Origin of the sequence: Dermabacter vaginalis (assembly GCF_001678905.1) — a bacterium.
In the GTDB taxonomy this organism is placed as follows: domain Bacteria; phylum Actinomycetota; class Actinomycetes; order Actinomycetales; family Dermabacteraceae; genus Dermabacter; species Dermabacter vaginalis.
On the sequence record NZ_CP012117.1, the window covers coordinates 1,753,943 to 1,771,525 of the forward strand.

A 17,583-nucleotide genomic window follows, 5' to 3' on the forward strand; every position below is an offset into this window, starting at 1 on the left:
AGGGGCCACGCGGGGATTTAGGACTGGTCGTCGGCTCCGGCCCGGCGGCCGTCGGCCAGCTCGAGCAGAGTTGCGGCAAGCTCGTGGCCTTCGGCTCCGCCGCGTGCGACGATCAGGATCGTGTCATCCCCAGCGATCGTGCCGAGGATCGACGGCAGCACCGAATGGTCGAGTGCGCTTGCGAGGTATTGAGCGGCCCCGGGCGGTGTGCGCACGACAACGAGGTTGCCGCTCACTTCTGCGCTCACGAGAAGCTCTTCGGCGAGGCGCTGAAGTCTCGCGGCATAGTGCTCTTGTGAGGGTGGGCGACGCAAACTGTGGACGCGTTCTCCGCCCTCGGGCGGAAGCATGTACACGAGGGCACCGGAGCCCGAGCGCACTTTTTCGGCGCGAAGTTCCACGAGGTCCCGCGAGAGCGTGGCCTGGGTGACGCTCACGCCCTCTTTTTCGAGGAGCGCGAGCAGGGCACTTTGCGAGGTCACTTCGGTACGGCCGAGAATTTCGACGATCTTGCGCTGACGCGAGATCTTGGTTTGGGGCTGCTGCGGTTGTTCACTCATCGGCATCTCCTTACGCCCCGGCTACCGTCGGGCATTCGACCATGGCACGACACGCACCCTCCCACCGGGTACCCTCTCGCAGGCGAGCGCGACACACATAAACGAATTGATTTGCAATCACATGCATGACTATACACCTCGGGCCTGGCCTCTCCCTGTACACAGCAGAGAAGGGCCAGGCCCGAACGTGAGAAGCGAGAAACGCGCAGATTATGCGCGCAACTCACCACCAACGGCAGAGGCAACCGCCTTGATCGCGCGCGCACGAATCTCGTCGATCTCAGCGCCCTTGAGGGTCTTATCTTGGGGTCGCAGTCGCACCGCAAAGGCGAGCGACTTCTTTCCTTCCGCAACCTGATCGCCGCGGTACTCGTCGAAGAGTCGCACCTCCTCCGCGACATCGCCAATGCCCACGATGAGCGCCGCACGCACGGCCTCGGCGGGGGTGCCCTCATCCACAACAAACGCGAAATCTTCCTTCGCAATCGGGAAGGTCGAGATCGGCTCGGACGGCACCGCGTCGGGAGCGGAGTCGATCACCGCTTCGAGATTGAGTTCGAATGCCGCCGCGTGCTTCGGGAGGCCGAAAGCCTTGATGACCGCGGGGTGAAGCTCGCCAGCAACGCCCACACGCTCACCTTCGGCGGTCGAAAGAATCGCCGTGCGGCCCGGGTGGAACGCGCTCGATTCACCTTGCTCGAGCGCGAGCTCGGTGCCTGCGGCCGCGGCAACGCGACGCGCGAAGGAAATCGCATCGGCCCAATCCCACGTGCGCGCCTCGGTGAGAGGGCCGTTCGGGGTGATCGGTCCGCCCGCCACGAGCGCGACGTGGCGATCCTGCTTCGCGAGCGACGTGGCAATCTCTTCAAGCTCGGCATCACTCGGGCGCGAAGCCGCGCTCGGAACCGGAACGCGCTCGCCGCGCTTTTCGAACACGAGCCCCAACTCGAACACCGCAACCGCGTCCTCGCCACGGGCGAGGTTCCGCTGCGCGACCGGGAGCAGCGTTTCAAGGACCGCCGTGCGCATGAGCGGCTCGTCATCCGCGAGCGGGTTGAGAAGTCGCACTGCCTCACGAAGCGGGGAATCCTCCGGAAGGCGAAGCTTCGAGAAGGTCTTCTCGTTCGTGAACGGGAAGCTCACAACCTCGGTTGCACCCGCCTCGGCAAGGGCATTCGCTACGGCGCGCCGTGAGCGCTGGGCACGGGTCAGGCCACGCCCACCGGGGGCCGACGGGAGCCTCGACGGGATCGCGTCATAACCCTCAAGTCGCGCGATCTCCTCGACGAGATCTTCGGGGATACGCAGATCGCCGCGCCACGTGGGCGGAAGAACCGCGAGGGTCTCACCCTCGCCATCGTCCTTGCCGGCAGTCACGGTGCAGCCAATCTTCTCGAGCGACCCCACAACCTGGTCTCGCGTGTAGTCAACGCCCACAACGCGCTCGGCGTAGTCGAGCGGAAGGGCGATCTCTACCGGCGCGCTTTCGCCCGCGCGCGCATGGGTGCGCGCCGAATCCAGCGTTCCACCGCCATATTCAACGAGTAACTGGGCCGCCCGGTACGCCGCCACCTCAACGAGCTCGGGATCAACCCCGCGTTCGCCGCGCTTGCCGGCCTCTGACACGAGCTTGTGTCGGCGTGCAGTGCGGGCCTGGGTCGTCGGATCGAAATGCGCGGCTTCGATCACGACGTCGGCGGTGTTTTCGTCAACCTCGGTTTCGCTTCCGCCCATGACGCCCGCGAGCGCGACAGCGCGTGCACCGTGGCCACCCGTTGAATCCGCAACCACGAGATCTTCGACGTGAAGCTTTCGAGTCTTGTCGTCGAGGGTCGTGAGTTTCTCGCCCTCCTTCGCACGGCGCACGACGATCGGTGCGGTGAGCTTGGCGGCATCGAACATGTGCAGCGGCTGGCCAAGGTCGAGCATGACGTAATTGCCGACATCGACGATGAGCGAAATCGGGCGCATGCCCGCAAGCGTGAGTCGCTGCTGCATCCACCGAGGGCTCGGAGCTGAGGTATCAACGCCCCTCACACATTGCGCAACGTAAGACGTCGCTCCCACGTTGCCACGGATGGGCGCATCATCCTCGAGCAGAACCTCGAAGCCCTCGCCGGCTGCCTCGGGCACCTCGATCGCGAGTGCCGGATCCGTAAAGGCCCGGCCGGTTGCGTGCGAATACTCGCGCGCAACGCCTCGCATGGAGAAGCAGTAGCCGCGATCGGGAGTCACATTGATCTCCACGACCTCCTCGTCAAGGCCGAACAAGGCGATCGCATCATCGCCAGGCTTCGCCTCGATCCCCTCGGCAATACCCTTGCCGAGAACGATGATGCCGTCCTCGGTATCCTCTCCGAGCCCCAGTTCCTCGGTGGAGCAGATCATGCCGTCGGAAAGGTGACCGTAGGTCTTGCGCGCGGCAATCTCGAAGTTTCCAGGCAGAACGGTCCCGGGAAGAGAAACCACAACCAGGTCGCCCTCCACGAAATTGTGCGCGCCGCAAATGATGCCGCGACTTGGAACCTCGTCACCCGGCTGCGGGTCCTTCGGGTTGTCCTTGTCGTCATTGTGTTCGGGACCAACATCCACACGGCACCAATTGACGGTCTTGCCGTTCTTGTGGGTCTCCTTGACGAGATTCAGAACGCGACCCACCACGAGGGGGCCCGTCACCTGAGCGCCGAAGATACCTTCTTCTTCGAGACCGACGGAGACGAGCGAGGCTGCGACAGCCTCGGCGTTAGCGCCATCGGCGAGCTCAACGTGTTCGCCGAGCCATGAAAGGGGAATGCGGGGCATTGCTCAGATCTCCGTTCCGTAGTGCTGGGAGAAGCGCACGTCGCCCTCCACGATGTCGTGCATGTCGGTCACCGAATTGCGGAGCATAAGAATGCGCTCGATTCCGAGACCGAACGCAAAGCCGCGGTACTCATGCGGGTCAACCCCGCATGCGCGCAACACGGCGGGATTCACCATGCCGCAGCCGCCCATCTCGATCCAGCCGGTACCGCTACACACGCGGCACGACGGATCAGCATCGGCCTCAAGCCCATTCTTGGCTTCGCACTTGAAACAGCGGAAGTCCATCTCAGCGCTCGGCTCGGTGAAGGGGAAGTACGAGGGGCGAAGGCGCGTGATCGGCTTACCGCCGAAGAGCGCCTCGGCAACCTTGTCGAGCGTTCCCACGAGATCCGCCATCGTGAGGTCGCGATCGATCGCGAGACCTTCGACCTGATTGAACACGGGTGCGTGAGTCGCATCGAGCTCATCGGTACGGAACACCTTGCCGGGGCATGCGATGTAGAGCGGGACGCCGCGTTCGAGAAGGGTGCGCGCCTGGACGGGAGAGGTGTGCGTGCGCAGCACCTGTCCGCTGCCTTCGGGCGCGACGTAAAACGTGTCCTGCATCTGACGCGCGGGGTGATCTTCATCGAAGTTCAGCGCGTCGAAGTTAAACCATTCAGCTTCGATCTCGGGGCCTTCGGCGATCTCCCACCCGAGCCCCACGAACACGTCGGCGATACGGTCTTGGAGGATCCCGAGCGGGTGGCGTGCACCGCGCGGAAGCCGATCAACGGCGGTCGTGACGTCCACGCGATCCTTCGCGAGAGCCTCGGCTTCTTCCTTTTCGGCGATCTCCTTCGAGCGCGCTGCGAGCGCCTGCTGCACGCGCCCCTTCGAACCGCCGATGAGCTTACCGGCTGCAGCCTTCTGCTCCTTCGGCAGATCCTTAATACCGCGATTCGCGCGCGAAAGCGGGGAATCGTCCCCTACGTGGGCAATGCGCACCTGCTTGATTTCCGCCGACGTTGTGGCCTCCGCAATCGCGGCGAGCGCGGAATCGACCGCGCGCGCGATCGCCTCCTCGCTCATGTCCACACTGTTCGTCACATCTGACACGAATTCACCACATCCTCACGTTGACACGGCACGCGCACGCCCGCGCTCGATCGCACGATCACATCGGTCCTCGAGGGGCCTCGCGTGGGTGCATGCTTTTTGCACTTGCAATGATACGTGCAGGATACGGTGGGGGTCGTACGCGCTCGATGCGCGGCACATGTGCCTGCAGGCCGTATGGCCTCAGCGCCGCTGCACCCACATAGGTCCAGCGTTCGAAAAGAAAGGCTCCTCACATGACCACGACAGTTCAGGGCCTCGTGTCCTTCGCCGCGAACGATCCGGCAAAGCTCGTTGACATCACGATCCCCGAGCCCGGCCCGCGCGACGTCATCGTCGACATCAAAACATGCGGCGTGTGCCACACCGACCTCGCCTACCGCAACGGCGACATCAACGATGACTACCCCTTCCTCCTCGGTCACGAAGCCACCGCTGTTGTGAGTGAAATCGGAAAAGACGTCACACACGTCGAGGTGGGTGACACCGTGATCCTCAACTGGCGCGCCGTGTGCGGTCAGTGCCGCGCGTGTAAAAAAGGCGAGCCGAAGTACTGCTTCGATACGTTCAACGCTTCGAAGCCCATGACCCTCGAGGACGGCACCGAACTCACCGCCGCCCTCGGCATCGGCGCTTTCGCCGAAAAGACTCTCGTGCACGAACTTCAGTGCACGAAGGTGGACCCCGATGCGGATGCAGCAGCCGTCGGCCTCCTTGGCTGCGGCGTCATGGCCGGAATCGGTGCGACGCTCAATACGGGCGAAGTCCAGCGTGGAGAGTCCGTCGCGGTGATCGGCGCGGGTGGCGTCGGCCTTGCCGCCGTTGCCGGTGCGAAGCTCGGTGGGGCGACCACCATCATCGTCCTCGACCTCAACGATAAGAAGTTTGACAAGGCCCGTGCCCTCGGTGCGACGCACACGGTTGCCACGGAGGGCCTCGAGCCCGAAGAGGTCGCCGAAAAGATCCGGGAGCTGACGGGCGGTTTTGGGGCCGATGTTGTCGTGGACGCCGTTGGCATCCCCGCCACCTACACCGCTGCGTTCTACGGCCGCGACCTCGCTGGTCGTGTTGTTCTCGTAGGCGTTCCCAACCCGAAGGCAGAAATCACGCTTCCGCTCATCGACGTTTTCAGCCGCGGCGGCGCACTCAAGAGCTCGTGGTACGGCGACTGCCTGCCCGAGCGCGACTTCCCCTACCTCGCGGACCTCTTCGCGCAGGGCCGCCTCCCGCTCGACGAGTTCGTCACCGAACGCATCGCTCTCGACGACGTCGAGGGCGCATTCGAGCGCATGAAGGGCGGAGACATCCTCCGGAGCGTCGTCGAAATCCCGCAAGCCTAAGCCCACCCGCTCTGCACACACGAGAGAAAAGGACTTCACCATGAACCTCCGGATTGACCATGCCGTTGCAGAAGGCACGTTCACCCTCGACGGGGAAACTCACGACGTTGAAAACAACGTGTGGGTGATCGGCAATGCGGACGACTGTGTCGTGATCGACGCACCCCACAGCATCGACACCATCGACAAACTCGTGGGCGGCCGCACGCTCCTCGCGATCCTTCTTACGCACGCCCACGACGACCACTCGCGCTTCGCCCCCGAACTCGCCGAGCGTTTCCAAGCGCCCATGCTCCTGCACCCCGACGACAAGAAACTCTGGTCGCTCACGCACGGCGACCTCGAGTGGGACGCAGATCTTTCGGATGGCGACACCTTCAGCATCGCGGACCGCGAGCTCGAGGTGATCCACACGCCGGGTCACTCCCCCGGCTCGGTGTGCTACCTCCTGCGCAGCACCACCGAAGGCGATCCCGATCAGCTCTTCTCTGGCGACACGCTCTTTGAGGGAGGCCCTGGCGCCACCGGCCGCTCGTACAGCGACCGCGGGCAAATCGAGGACAGCATCCGCGAGAAGCTCTTCACGCTCGAGGACTCGACGATCGTGCACACGGGCCATGGCCCGGATACGACGATCGGTGCCGAGCGCGAGCGCGCGAAGGGCGACTGGCTTTAAGAGAGCGCCGCACCTACCGCGATGAGAGCTGGTCGAGGGTCTCCTCGACCAGCTCTTGTTCTTTCTCCCCGTATTGGCTCGCGAAGGCGCTGAGAGCCTCGCGCCCCGGCGGCATCCCCTGCGCAGCCGCACCGGCTACTCGCGCCGCTGCCACAAGCTGCGCAAAGTCAAGTGCATCCCCGAGCGCGCGCCCCGCAGCGATCGCGGTCACGAGCGCTGCGACAAGCGTGTCCCCCGCTCCCGTGGCATTCGCGCGCTCCACAGTGAAACCGGGCCTCTCTAGAACCTCGCCGCGCCCAGAATCGATCGCGACGAGCCCCTCGCGCCCGCGCGAGACCACCACGAGCTCGACGCGCTCGGCGAGCACACGTGCCGCATCACGCGCGCAATCCGTGCGCGTATAGCGCGTGGCCTCCTCATCATTCGGGCAAAAGGCATAGCACTGCTCGAGGTGGCGAAGAATCGTCGGGTCCCACGCGCCCGAGTCGTCGTGGCCAACGTCGGCCCAAATCCGCGTGCCGCGCTCCCGCTCTCCCGCGAGTAGAGGCATGTCCTCGCGCTCGAGCGAGACCGTGAGGTGACGCGCTTGCTCGGAGAGAACGCGCTTTGTCGTGGCAAGCGGCGCGCTCGCCAGCCCACCCGTGTAAAACATGCGATCGCCCTCGTGCGGGATCGCCGCGGTGCACGGGACATCCCAGCCTTCGAGCGTCACGCTCGCCCCGAGCCCCACCCCATCGGCTTCAAGCATGGGCTTCACGAGCTGAGTGATGGGCCCATCGCCTAGCTCCGTTGCAAGCGTGACGTCCATCCCCAGTGCCGCGGCAGCACGTGCGACGTTCGCCGCGCCTCCCACCGCGAGGGCAACCGACTCCGTATGGCATTCCTCGCCAAGTCGAGGCAGCTGGGCAAAGGGAGTGAAGAGCACATCGAGGAACACGGGTCCCACACACGCGAGGTCTCGAGGGGATATGGTCGAAGTGGCCGCATCAGTGCAGGTTGGGCCTTGGTTCAGGTTCATCACGTAAAAAAGGCTAGGGCGCGCACGGGCGCCCGTCAAAGGCATGCGAAAAACTCTCGCACCGTTCACAGACTCTACGAGGAGGCTCTATCATGAAACTCACGCTGCTCGGTGGAGGAGGCTTCCGCGTCCCGCTCATGGTGCGCACGCTTCTCAAGGACAGCTCCGAACAGCGGGTGCGAGCCCTCACGCTATGGGATGAGAACCAGGAGCGCCTTCACACCATGGAGCGCATCGTGCGCGCGATGACCGAGTCCGTCCCCCACGCTCCGAGCGTGCGTGTGGCCACCGACCTTCGCGATGCTGTGCGCGATTCCGACTTTGTTTTCAGCGCGATCCGCGTGGGGGGAACCGACGGCCGTGCGGAGGATGAACGCATCGCTCACGCCTGCGGTGTGCTCGGCCAAGAGACGACCGGCTTCGGTGGACTCAGTTATGCGCTGCGCGGCATTCCCGTGGCACGGGCGATTGCGGAGGCCATCCGTGATGAGGCCCCGAACGCCTACCTCATTAACTTCACAAACCCGGCGGGCATCATCACGGAGGTCTCGAGCGAAATCCTCGGCGACCGCGTGATCGGCATTTGCGACTCGCCCGTGGGTCTTGCCCGCCACGCCCTCACGGCACTCGAAGAAGCCGGCGAGGTCGACCGGGGCACAAGCACCCGCATCTTCGAGACCGGCGGGCCCGTGCACATCGACTACCTCGGCCTCAACCACCTCGGCTGGGTACACCGCATCCTCGTGAACGGCCGCGACGTGCTCCCCACCGTTCTTGAGCGCCCCGACCTCATCGAATCCTTCGAAGAAGGCAAGCTCTTCGGGGCTAAATGGGTCCAACACATCGGTGCCCTGCCGAACGAATACCTGCACTACTACTATTACGCGCGCGAGGCGAGGCTCGCCGACGACCGTGCGGAAGCCACCCGCGGCATTTTCCTTGCGAGTCAGCAGGCGGAGTTTTACCGCGAGGCCGCTTCCCTCGATGGGCACGCGGCTTTCGAGGCGTGGAACCGCACGCGCGAGGAGCGCGAGGAAACCTACATGGCGACCAATCGCGAAGCTGCGGGCGGGATTGAGCGCGAGGCGGCTGACATCGAATCGGGCGGTTACGATCGCGTTGCCCTCGCCGTCATGAAGGCCCTCGCCTTCGACGAGGCAACCGAGCTCATCGTGAATACGCCCAACAGGGGCCGCATCCCCTCGCTGCCGGACGATGCCGTTGTGGAAGCACCGTGCCGCATTGACGCGAACGGCGCTACCCCCCTCGAGGTCACACCGCTTTCGGGCCACCAGCTCGCACTCGTGACCGAGGTCAAGAACGCCGAGCGCACCGTAATTGCGGCCTCGCGTGAAGGAAGCTCCGCCCTCGCGGTGGAAGCCTTCTTCTCGCACCCCCTTGTGGACGGCGTGGGAGTCGCACGCGAACTTTTCGCGAAAGCCAAAGAGAGTTTCGCCGAGGACCTCTCCTACCTCCGCTGAACGGGACCTTCCTGAACGCCTGCCTGTGCTTCCTCACCGTGGTGAAGGGAGCGCAGGTAGGCGTTGTAGTTTTCGAGCTCCGCGCCGCCATCGCGCTCGGCCTTTCGGTCGTAATTGCGGGCGGCGCGCTCTTCGCTCCGTGACCATTGAATCCCCGCGATAAGAGCGTAAAACGCCGTGGGGACCTCACTGATGCCCCACATGATTGAGCCGCCCGCAAATTGCTGACGCTCGAGTTCGGCGCGCGGGAAAAGATCGAGGAGTGTGTACCACTCCCCGCCGATAAGCCACGTGGCGCTCACGACAGCGATCCCGAAAAAGGCGTGGAATGTGAGGGTCACGAGGAGGGTGACGAGCTTAAGCACGGGGCTGATTGGTTTGTGTGCCGGGTCGATACCGATGATGACCCACGCGAACAGGTAGCCCGCGAGCAGGAAGTGCACGGTCATGAGCAGGTGCCCCACGTGCTCGAACATCGCCCACGTGAAGAGGGGCGTGAAGTAGAACAGCACGAGAGATCCCGCGAAGAGGAAACCAGCGATGGGCGGGCTCGACACGATGGCGGAGTAGCGCGTGTGGAGGATCGCGAGCACCCATTCACGCATGCCGCGTGAGCCGTCGGTGCGGGGCTTCGCGGCGCGGCTGAGCATCGTGACGGGTGCGCCGAGCACGAGCAGCGGCGGCACGATGACCATGAGTGCCATGTGTTGGGTCATGTGCGCATCGAAGCGCACACGCCCAAACGCCGCGGCACCCCCGCTCATGACCCAGAAGAGGGCGAGGCAACCAGCGAGCCAGAAGAGGGTGCGCGAGAGGGGCCAGTCGTCGCCGCGAGCCCGCAGACGGTAAAGACCCGCGAGGTACAGGAGTGCGAAGAGCGCGGCGATGGCCGTGAACATCCAGTCCATCTGCCACACGGTAATGAGACTGAGGAGCGTGTACTCGCCGCGCGGAGGCTCGTAGCCCACAAGGGAAAGTACGCGATAGGCCTCGCGCGGAACGTACTGGGGCACGGGCGGCTGAGAACGTCCAAGCGCACTCGAGGCACCGATGATGACGGCGGCGGTGAGCACTTCCACTCGAGCGATCCGCGCGAACGCTCGGCGGGGGTTAGAACCGCCGTGATCAATCTGGTGAGTGCGTCCGGCACGGTCACTGTGAGTTCCGACGGTTGCCTGCGCCTCGGTGCCGTGCGTGCGATCAACGTGAGCATCCGCGAGAGGTTCGAGAACGCGGCGCCTTTGCGCGTAGCCGAATGCGGCGATCACGACCGTGAGGATGGCCTTGAGGAGAACCAGCCACCCGTAGCGGGTGGTCACGAATTGCGTGGGGGTATCGAGGCGAATTGCCGCGTTGATGATGCCCGAGTAGGCGAGCGCAAAAATCGCAAAGAGCGCCCACGGGGAGTAGCGCTCAAGCCAAATTTTCAGGGTGGCCGTATCAGTGCGGTGCGCTTCTGTGAGGAACACGAGAAGCGGGCCGAGCCACGTGAGGACGCCCAGGAGGTGGGCGATCATCGCATTCACGGCGTTGAGATGGTCAGTAGAGTTTCCCGCGTGCCCGAGGAAGCCGAGGGCAACGACGCTGAGCACGAGCATCGCGGTGAGCCACCCCGCCCCGCGAAGCCGCCTCGAAAAGGCACCGATCACGGCGGCAAGGATCGCAAACACAAGCGCCCACACAGTTGCGCGGCCAAGGTCAGTTTTCCACACGAAGTAGCCAAGCTGCGCGGGCGAAAACGAGGCCCGAGCATTCGCGTACGTGAGGTAGGTGCCGAGTGTGAGGAGAACGGCGTAGCCGAGAGTGAAACGCGCAGCGAGTCGCCTTTGACGGTTCTGCTCATCGGTCAGAGGTGGGCTGGCGTGCCCACGTGTGCGGCCACGTCCGGGTTGGAAAAGACTCAGCGTGAGTGCATAGCCGAAAGCGAGGGAAAGGGCGAGATACTCGCCCACCTTCACGATCACAATGAGATTGTTCGTGAGCGTCCCGAAATGACTTGCGAGGAGGCCGTTACTCTCGCCCGTCACTGCAAGGCCAAGGATTCCAGCGAGTCCTCCGGCGATCACTACGAGGGCACTGAGCGGGAGGAGCACGCGCGAAAGACTTTTCACCTGGCACCCGCCCGTGTGCGCGCCGATTCAAAGAGGCACAGTGTCGCTGCGGTCGCGAGGTTCAGAGATTCGGCGCTTCCGAAGATGGGGATGGCGACCCGTGAATCGGCGGCCTCGAGAGTCGCTTCCTCGAGCCCGTGCGCTTCGTTGCCCATGAGCCAAGCAAGGCGCTCAGGCGGTTCCCATTCAAAGAGGTTTTCGGCGCCGCGGGGACTGGTTGCTGCCGTCGCGATGCCTCGTGCGCGAAGTTCGCCGAGGAACTCCTCCATGGGCACTCTGCGGGCGAACGGCACTTGGAACAGGCTTCCTGCACTCGCGCGCACGACCTTGGGGGCGAGCGGATCGGCAGAGCCTTCGGAGAAGAAAACGGCGTGGGCTCCGGAAGCGTCGGACGTGCGCATGACGAGCCCCGCGTTACCCGGGTCCTGAAGACGCTCGCACACGACGATTGTGCAGGGGCCTTCTCCCAGGTCGTCGAGCAGGTCGCGCCAGTCGAGCTCGAGACTTCGCGCGACGGCGATCGCGCCCTGAGGGTGCGCGACGCTCTGGTGCCCCTGCTCGCGAACCATCGCCTCGATCACCTCGGGCGTAGCGGGGCGTGGGCGAATACTCACGCGCTCGGCGAGGTGCTCGAGCTCGGGGTGTGCGATCCGCACCTTGTCGGTGAGATAGAGCTCCTCGAGGATGCCGGAGCGGCCCTCGGACTTCTCCTGAACTTCCCGTTCGAGAAGGGCGCGCACCGCTTGCGGGCCCTCCACGCGAAAGCGACCCTCACGTTGACGCACTGAGCGCCCGGAAAGGGCGGCGATCTTCGCGACTCGCGCACTGCGCGGCGTCAGCATCGCACCCTCCGGGCGCTCAGAGTATGTCATGGGGCAGGTCAGGCTGCCGGGGCGTTGACGTCCTTCGGGAGGGCGTTCTTCGCGATTTCCACGAGCTGGGCGAAAGCGGCCGAGTCGTTCACGGCGAGCTCGGCGAGCATGCGGCGATCAACCTCAACACCGGCAAGGCCGAGGCCCTGGATGAAGCGGTTGTAGGTCATGCCGTTGGCGCGAGCCGCAGCGTTGATGCGCTGGATCCAGAGGCGACGGAAGTCGCTCTTGCGGACCTTGCGGTCGCGGTAGCTGTAGGTACCCGAGTGGAGCACCTGCTCCTTCGCCTTACGGTAAAGGCGCGAGCGCTGGCCGCCGTAACCGGAGGCCTGATCGAGGATCTCCCTGCGCTTCTTCTTGGCGTTGACCGCCCTCTTCACGCGTGCCACGTGATTCTCCTTTGGTCGAAATGAAAAGTCTTAAGTGGATGCTGAAAAATCAGCGGCCAAGCATGCGCTTGAGGTTCTTGACGTCGCTCTTGGCAACGTCGGTCACGCCGGCGAGGCGGCGCTGGTGACGCGAGGTCTTGGCCTCGGCCTTGTGGTAGGCGTTTGCGCGCTGGCGCTGCAGCTTGCCGGAGCCGGTGATGCGGATGCGCTTCTTAGCACCGGAGTGCGTCTTGTTCTTCGGCATAGTGCCTGTTCTCCTTCTAGTTCACGCGCCTTACTTGGCGCTGGCTTCCTTCGCTGCGGCCTTTTCCGCGTCGCTCTTGCGCTTGCGGGCTTCGGCACGAGCCTGGGACTTCTTCTTGTGCGGACCGAGCACCATGACCATGGTGCGGCCATCGACGCGCGGGTGGGATTCAACGAAGCCAGACTCGGCGACGTCTTCAGCCATACGCTGCATGAGCTTCATGCCCATCTCGGGGCGCGACTGCTCGCGGCCACGGAATCGAATCATGACCTTGACCTTGTCGCCACCGTTGAGGAACTTCTCGACGTTGCGCTTCTTGGTCTCGTAATCGTGCGTGTCAATTTTGAGGCCCATGCGGATTTCCTTCTGCTGGGCATTGACCTGGTTCTTGCGCGCCTCGCGAGCCTTGAGCTTCGCTTCGTACTTGAACTTTCCGTAGTCCATGAGGCGTGCGACCGGCGGCTTCGCACCCGGAGCAACCTCGACGAGGTCGAGATCGGCTTCGTTTGCGAGACGCAACGCGTCTTCGATACGGACTTCCCCGACCTGTTCGCCGTTGGGTCCCACGAGAAGGACCTTGGGCGAGCGGATCTGCCCGTTGATTCGCTGTTCGCTGATGACTGCTCCTCACACAATAGAAATGCCTGGAACAACAAAAAAGGCCCCCGTGCATGCGGAGGCCCAACTCACGCGAGGGTGCGTGAGTCTCGTACTGACCCGGCAGCCTCGGCCGCTCGGGTGGGAGTGGGCTCCACTTGTAAGGGAACGCGAATGTTCCAAGCGACAACTCTAGCAGGGCGATGAGCTCGCGGGAAGGGGGCGCCATCACCATGTGGCAGGCCTTACAGGTCCGACGGCAGCAGCGCCTTCGCAGCCCCACTCACACGCGCACCATTGCCACGCAATACCATTTAAGAAACTCCCCCTTTGCATAATCGAGTCGATGTCTGTAAGGATAGGTCAGCCTTACCTCAGTCGATGAGCGACCGAGGACGACACAGAAAAGAGACTCTATGACGTCCATGACGCGCCGACAGCTCGGCCTCTTCACCCTTGCCGCGTGCTCCACGGGCGCCCTCGCCTCGTGCAGTGGCGACTCGACAAAGCAGGACGCCCGGTCGTCAAGCGACGCGAGCGGCACCCGCACCGTCACCGACGCTCGCGGCAAAGTGGACGTTCCCGTATCACCGAAACGCATTGGTGCAACCGACAACCGGATCTTCCGCAGCCTCGAGGCATGGGGCGTCGACCTGGTCGTCGCGCCGCGCCAGCTCATGCCGAAGGGCATTTCCTACAAGGATGACGAGAACATTCTCAATTCGGGATCACACCGCGAACCCGACCTCGAACAGTTCGTCGCTGCCGACCCCGATCTCGTTCTCAATGGCCAGCGCTACGCGCAGTACTACGAGGACATCAAGGCTCTCGTGCCGAACGCCGCTATCGTCGACACCGACATCGACACTGAGAAGAAACCGCTCGACGACGAGCTCAAGCGCCAGATCACACTCCTCGGCGCCACCCTCGGACACGAAACCGAAGCGCAGAAGCTCATCGAGGCTTTCGAGGCCGCCATCGAGCGCGTCAAGACGGCATATTCCACCGACAACACGGTCATGGGCGTGATCACCTCGGGTGGCACGATCAACTATGCGGCGCCGAAGACCGGCAGAGCCGTGGGGCCGCTGTTCCCCGTCCTGGGCCTCACACCCGCGCTCGAGGTTGAAGGCACCGGCGACCACAAAGGCGACGATGTATCGCTCGAAGCCATCGCCTCCGCGAACCCCGACTGGATCATCGTCATGGACCGCGACGCGGCCATCGCCGCCGACGAGGAAGGTTACAAGCCCGCCGCCGAACTCATCGAGAACGCTGAAGCCCTCGCGCACGTCACGGCCATCACCGAAGGTCACGTCGTGTACATGCCCTCGAACTTCTACATCACCGAGGACATCCAGGCCTACACGGAATTCCTCGAGACCTTCGCGGACGCTCTCGAGTCGAAAAAGAGCTGACGCACAAAGGACTGCATGAGTGTGACAGAAGCCGCCCCACCGGCGGAGCGGAGAAGGCCCGCGAGCGGAACCTCGCTCGCGGGCCCTCGACGCAACCGCATCGCCCTGATCGTCGCACTCTTCGCGACCCTCGCCCTTCTCGTGCTCTCACTTTTCGTGGGCGTCTACGACATCACGGGTGGCGATCGTGGATGGGACATCTTCCTCATCACGCGCGTCCCACGAACGCTTGCGCTCGTGCTTTCGGGCAGCGCGATGGCGATGTGCGGCCTCATCATGCAGCTGCTCACGCAAAACAAATTCGTCGAGCCCTCCACGACGGGCACGACCGAGTGGGCGAGTCTCGGCCTCATAGCCGTGATGATCCTCTTCCCTACGGCAGGGCTCGTTCCCCGCATGGTCGGTGCGATCATCTTCGCGCTTATCGGCACCCTCGTATTTTTTGGGTTCCTCGAGCGCGTAAGCCTCAAGAGTTCCCTGATCGTGCCGATCGTCGGCATCATGCTCGGCGCCGTCGTGGGCTCATTTACGACCTTCATCGCTCTCGAAACCGACACGCTCCAAAGCCTCGGCATCTGGTTCACCGGAAGCTTCACGGGCCTCGTGCGCGGCCGCTACGAGCTCTTATTCCTCGTTCTCCTCGTGCTCATCGCGGCGTTCGTCGTCGCGGATCGCTTTACCGTTGCCGGCCTCGGCAAGGACGTCGCCACTAACGTGGGCCTCAACTACCGTGCCGTCGTGTTCCTCGGGGTTTTCCTCGTCGCGATCGCGACCGGTATCGTCACCGTGATCGTGGGGCGCCTGCCCTTCCTCGGCCTCATCGTCCCGAATATCGTCTCGATGGTTCGCGGCGACGACCTTCGCTCGAACCTCCCCTGGGTCATGCTGCTCGGGGTATGGGTCGTGACGGTCTGCGACCTCATCGCACGCACGATCATCGCCCCGTTCGAGATGCCCGTGAGCATCGTGCTCGGCATCATCGGCGCAGCAGTCTTTCTCGTCCTTATCGTGAGGAGGAACCGTCGTGGACGATAGCACTCGCGAGCCCAACCTCCACCCGAGCGCGGCAACTCTCAAGGATCCCTCGCTCGCGACCGTCGCCGACATTCGCGACGTCGAGAAAGCACAGGAACAGCGCGCGCAAAAGGGCATTCCCAATCTGCTGGCAACCGTCGGACCGGCGCGCGTAAGCGCGTGCGCTCCCGAACGACACTCCGGCCCCTTCATCACCCGTTCCTCGCGCACCCGATACGCACTCCTGCTCGCGAGTCTCGCCACGATCGCGGCGCTCACGACCACCGGCATCGTGGCGTGGAACAACCCGCTGCCCTTCGGCAGCGAGGGTTTCTGGCGGATCGCGACGATGCGCGCGAGTGCGATCATCGTCATGGCGGTGGTCGCCACCTGCCAGGCATTTGCGACCATCGCCTTCCAAACGGCGACCGCAAACCGCATCATCACGCCCTCGATCATGGGCTTCGAGTCACTGTACGTCCTTTTGCACACATCAGCGGTGTTTTTCCTAGGCGCGGCGGGGATCACACAGCTCACGGGTACCGGGCAGTTCTTCCTTATGGCGGCCCTCATGGTGGGTTTCTCCGGGCTTTTATACGGCTGGCTACTCAACTCCAAGACGGGCAGCATTCACGTCATGCTCCTCGTGGGAATCATCCTCGGCGGCGGTCTGGGCTCGCTCTCCACGTTTATGCAGCGGCTGCTTGATCCGAGCGACTTCGACATCCTCACCACCCGCATGTTCGGCAATATCTCAAACGCCGATCTCGACCACCTCCCGTTCGTGATCCCGATCGTCGCGCTCACCGCAGCGCTGCTGTACGCCTGTTCGGCACGCCTCAACGTCCTCGCCCTCGGCCGCGAAACAGCGACCAACCTCGGCGTTCACCACAAGCGCGCAACGATCCTCGTGCTTCTGCTCGTCTCGATTCTCATGGCGATGACGACCTCGCTCGTCGGCCCTATGACCTTCCTCGGCTTCCTCATCGCCGCCCTCACCTACCAGCTCACCGACACCTATGACCACCGGCTCCTGTTTCCCGCGGCGATCCTCATCGGCTACGACGTCATGACGCTCGCCTACTTCATCCTCCGGCACATCTTTAACGCGCAGGGCGCGGTCACCGTCATCATCGAGCTCATCGGCGGGCTCGCCTTCTTGCTGTTCATCCTCCGAAAGGGGCGCCTGTGATTCGCATCGAGAACCTCACGAAACGCTACGGCCAGGGCGTCCAGATCGGCCCCGTCAACGCCGAGATTCCGAGCGGCCTCACGGCGCTCGTGGGACCGAACGGCGCGGGCAAGTCGACCCTCCTCACGATGATGGGAAGGCTCCTCGAGCCAGATTCGGGCACGATCACGATCGACGGGCGCGACATGGCATCGATGCCCTCGCGCGAGGTCTCGACAATGCTCGCGATTCTCCGCCAGGAAAACCACTTCGTCACGCGCCTCACGGTGCGTCAGCTCGTGGCCTTCGGGCGCTTCCCGTATTCACGCGGGCGCCTCACCGAAAAAGACGAACGCATCGTCTCCGAGGCCATCGACTTCGTGAATCTCACGCCGCTCGAGAACCGCTTCCTCGACGAGCTTTCGGGTGGCCAGCGTCAGCGCGCCTACGTGGCCATGGTGCTCGCGCAGGACACCGAATACCTCTTGCTCGATGAGCCGCTCAACAACCTCGACATGCAACACAGCGTGCAGATGATGAAGCAGCTTCGTCGCGCGAGCGACGAACTCGGGCGCACGGTCGTGATTGTCGTGCACGACATCAATTTCGCGGCGCACTACGCCGATCACATCATCGCGATGAACGACGGCAAGGTCACGGTTCAGGGATCCCCCACCGAGATCGTGTGTGGGGAGACACTCTCACGCGTGTTCAAGACCGACGTCGATGTCGTCGATGGCCCTCGCGGGCCGCTTGCGGTCTACTTCTAATCGGGAACCTCCACCCGGA

At 63.8% G+C, this 17,583-nt stretch carries 16 protein-coding genes; 7 read left to right on the forward strand and 9 right to left on the reverse strand.

Annotated elements, in window-relative coordinates:
- Window positions 1–17 precede the first annotated feature (17 nt).
- From DAD186_RS07735 to pheS, 3 genes are all read right to left on the reverse strand, one after another.
- Window positions 18–560: an arginine repressor gene (locus DAD186_RS07735; RefSeq protein ID WP_065248172.1), complete on the reverse strand. Its 543-nt coding sequence runs from the start codon at window positions 558–560 to the stop codon at window positions 18–20.
- 210 nt (window positions 561–770) lie between these two features.
- The gene (pheT, locus tag DAD186_RS07740) at window positions 771–3,362 is read right to left on the reverse strand and encodes a phenylalanine--tRNA ligase subunit beta (protein ID WP_065248173.1); all 2,592 of its coding nucleotides are present in this window, start codon (window positions 3,360–3,362) and stop codon (window positions 771–773) included.
- Between the two features lie 3 nt (window positions 3,363–3,365).
- The gene (pheS, locus tag DAD186_RS07745) at window positions 3,366–4,436 is read right to left on the reverse strand and encodes a phenylalanine--tRNA ligase subunit alpha (protein WP_065248798.1); all 1,071 of its coding nucleotides are present in this window, start codon (window positions 4,434–4,436) and stop codon (window positions 3,366–3,368) included.
- Between the two features lie 263 nt (window positions 4,437–4,699).
- On the opposite strand from pheS, the gene DAD186_RS07750 reads away from it, so the two are divergent.
- The gene (locus tag DAD186_RS07750; RefSeq protein WP_065248174.1) at window positions 4,700–5,803 is read left to right on the forward strand and encodes an S-(hydroxymethyl)mycothiol dehydrogenase; all 1,104 of its coding nucleotides are present in this window, start codon (window positions 4,700–4,702) and stop codon (window positions 5,801–5,803) included.
- 40 nt (window positions 5,804–5,843) lie between these two features.
- Complete coding sequence (locus tag DAD186_RS07755) at window positions 5,844–6,479, forward strand: MBL fold metallo-hydrolase (protein WP_065248175.1); 636 nt, start codon at window positions 5,844–5,846, stop codon at window positions 6,477–6,479.
- Between the two features lie 13 nt (window positions 6,480–6,492).
- Here the strand turns inward: DAD186_RS07755 and DAD186_RS07760 are convergent, their stop codons facing one another.
- Window positions 6,493–7,497, reverse strand: coding sequence for a carbohydrate kinase family protein (locus tag DAD186_RS07760; protein ID WP_236886305.1), 1,005 nt, complete (start codon window positions 7,495–7,497; stop codon window positions 6,493–6,495).
- A 92-nt stretch (window positions 7,498–7,589) separates the two neighbouring features.
- Between DAD186_RS07760 and DAD186_RS07765 the strand changes: the two genes are divergently transcribed.
- Window positions 7,590–8,978 carry a family 4 glycosyl hydrolase gene (locus DAD186_RS07765; RefSeq protein ID WP_065248177.1) on the forward strand — a complete coding sequence of 463 codons (1,389 nt, stop codon included), beginning with the start codon at window positions 7,590–7,592 and terminating at the stop codon, window positions 8,976–8,978.
- Here the strand turns inward: DAD186_RS07765 and DAD186_RS07770 are convergent.
- Genes DAD186_RS07770 through infC form a run of 5 tightly spaced genes read right to left on the reverse strand, consistent with a single transcriptional unit; the run spans window position 8,966 to window position 13,161 of the window.
- On the reverse strand, window positions 8,966–11,071 hold the full coding sequence (locus DAD186_RS07770) for a bifunctional copper resistance protein CopD/cytochrome c oxidase assembly protein (RefSeq protein WP_157457117.1): 2,106 nt from the start codon (window positions 11,069–11,071) through the stop codon (window positions 8,966–8,968). The two genes, DAD186_RS07765 and DAD186_RS07770, sit on opposite strands and share 13 nt — an antisense overlap.
- A 14-nt stretch (window positions 11,072–11,085) precedes the next feature.
- Window positions 11,086–11,961 carry a TrmH family RNA methyltransferase gene (locus tag DAD186_RS07775; RefSeq protein WP_065248179.1) on the reverse strand — a complete coding sequence of 292 codons (876 nt, stop codon included), beginning with the start codon at window positions 11,959–11,961 and terminating at the stop codon, window positions 11,086–11,088.
- 8 nt (window positions 11,962–11,969) lie between these two features.
- Window positions 11,970–12,350, reverse strand: coding sequence for a 50S ribosomal protein L20 (gene rplT / locus DAD186_RS07780; protein WP_065248180.1), 381 nt, complete (start codon window positions 12,348–12,350; stop codon window positions 11,970–11,972).
- A gap of 49 nt (window positions 12,351–12,399) precedes the next feature.
- A complete protein-coding gene (gene rpmI / locus DAD186_RS07785; RefSeq protein ID WP_065248181.1) occupies window positions 12,400–12,594 on the reverse strand; it encodes a 50S ribosomal protein L35 in 195 nt (64 codons plus the stop codon).
- Between the two features lie 30 nt (window positions 12,595–12,624).
- Window positions 12,625–13,161, reverse strand: a complete 537-nt coding sequence (infC, locus tag DAD186_RS07790) for a translation initiation factor IF-3 (protein WP_317889369.1) — start codon at window positions 13,159–13,161, stop codon at window positions 12,625–12,627.
- Between the two features lie 446 nt (window positions 13,162–13,607).
- Here infC and DAD186_RS07795 point away from each other — a divergent pair, with 446 nt between their 5' ends.
- Genes DAD186_RS07795 through DAD186_RS07810 form a run of 4 tightly spaced genes read left to right on the forward strand, consistent with a single transcriptional unit; the run spans window position 13,608 to window position 17,564 of the window.
- The gene (locus DAD186_RS07795; protein WP_065248182.1) at window positions 13,608–14,609 is read left to right on the forward strand and encodes a siderophore ABC transporter substrate-binding protein; all 1,002 of its coding nucleotides are present in this window, start codon (window positions 13,608–13,610) and stop codon (window positions 14,607–14,609) included.
- 15 nt (window positions 14,610–14,624) lie between these two features.
- The gene (locus DAD186_RS07800) at window positions 14,625–15,644 is read left to right on the forward strand and encodes an ABC transporter permease (RefSeq protein WP_065248183.1); all 1,020 of its coding nucleotides are present in this window, start codon (window positions 14,625–14,627) and stop codon (window positions 15,642–15,644) included.
- Window positions 15,634–16,815 carry an iron chelate uptake ABC transporter family permease subunit gene (locus tag DAD186_RS07805; RefSeq protein WP_082991139.1) on the forward strand — a complete coding sequence of 394 codons (1,182 nt, stop codon included), beginning with the start codon at window positions 15,634–15,636 and terminating at the stop codon, window positions 16,813–16,815. Before DAD186_RS07800 ends, DAD186_RS07805 begins: the two co-directional genes overlap by 11 nt.
- Entirely contained in the window at window positions 16,812–17,564 is a 753-nt protein-coding gene (locus DAD186_RS07810; protein WP_065248184.1) for an iron ABC transporter ATP-binding protein, read from the forward strand. The genes DAD186_RS07805 and DAD186_RS07810 overlap by 4 nt, the downstream gene beginning before the upstream one ends.
- Window positions 17,565–17,583 lie beyond the last annotated feature (19 nt).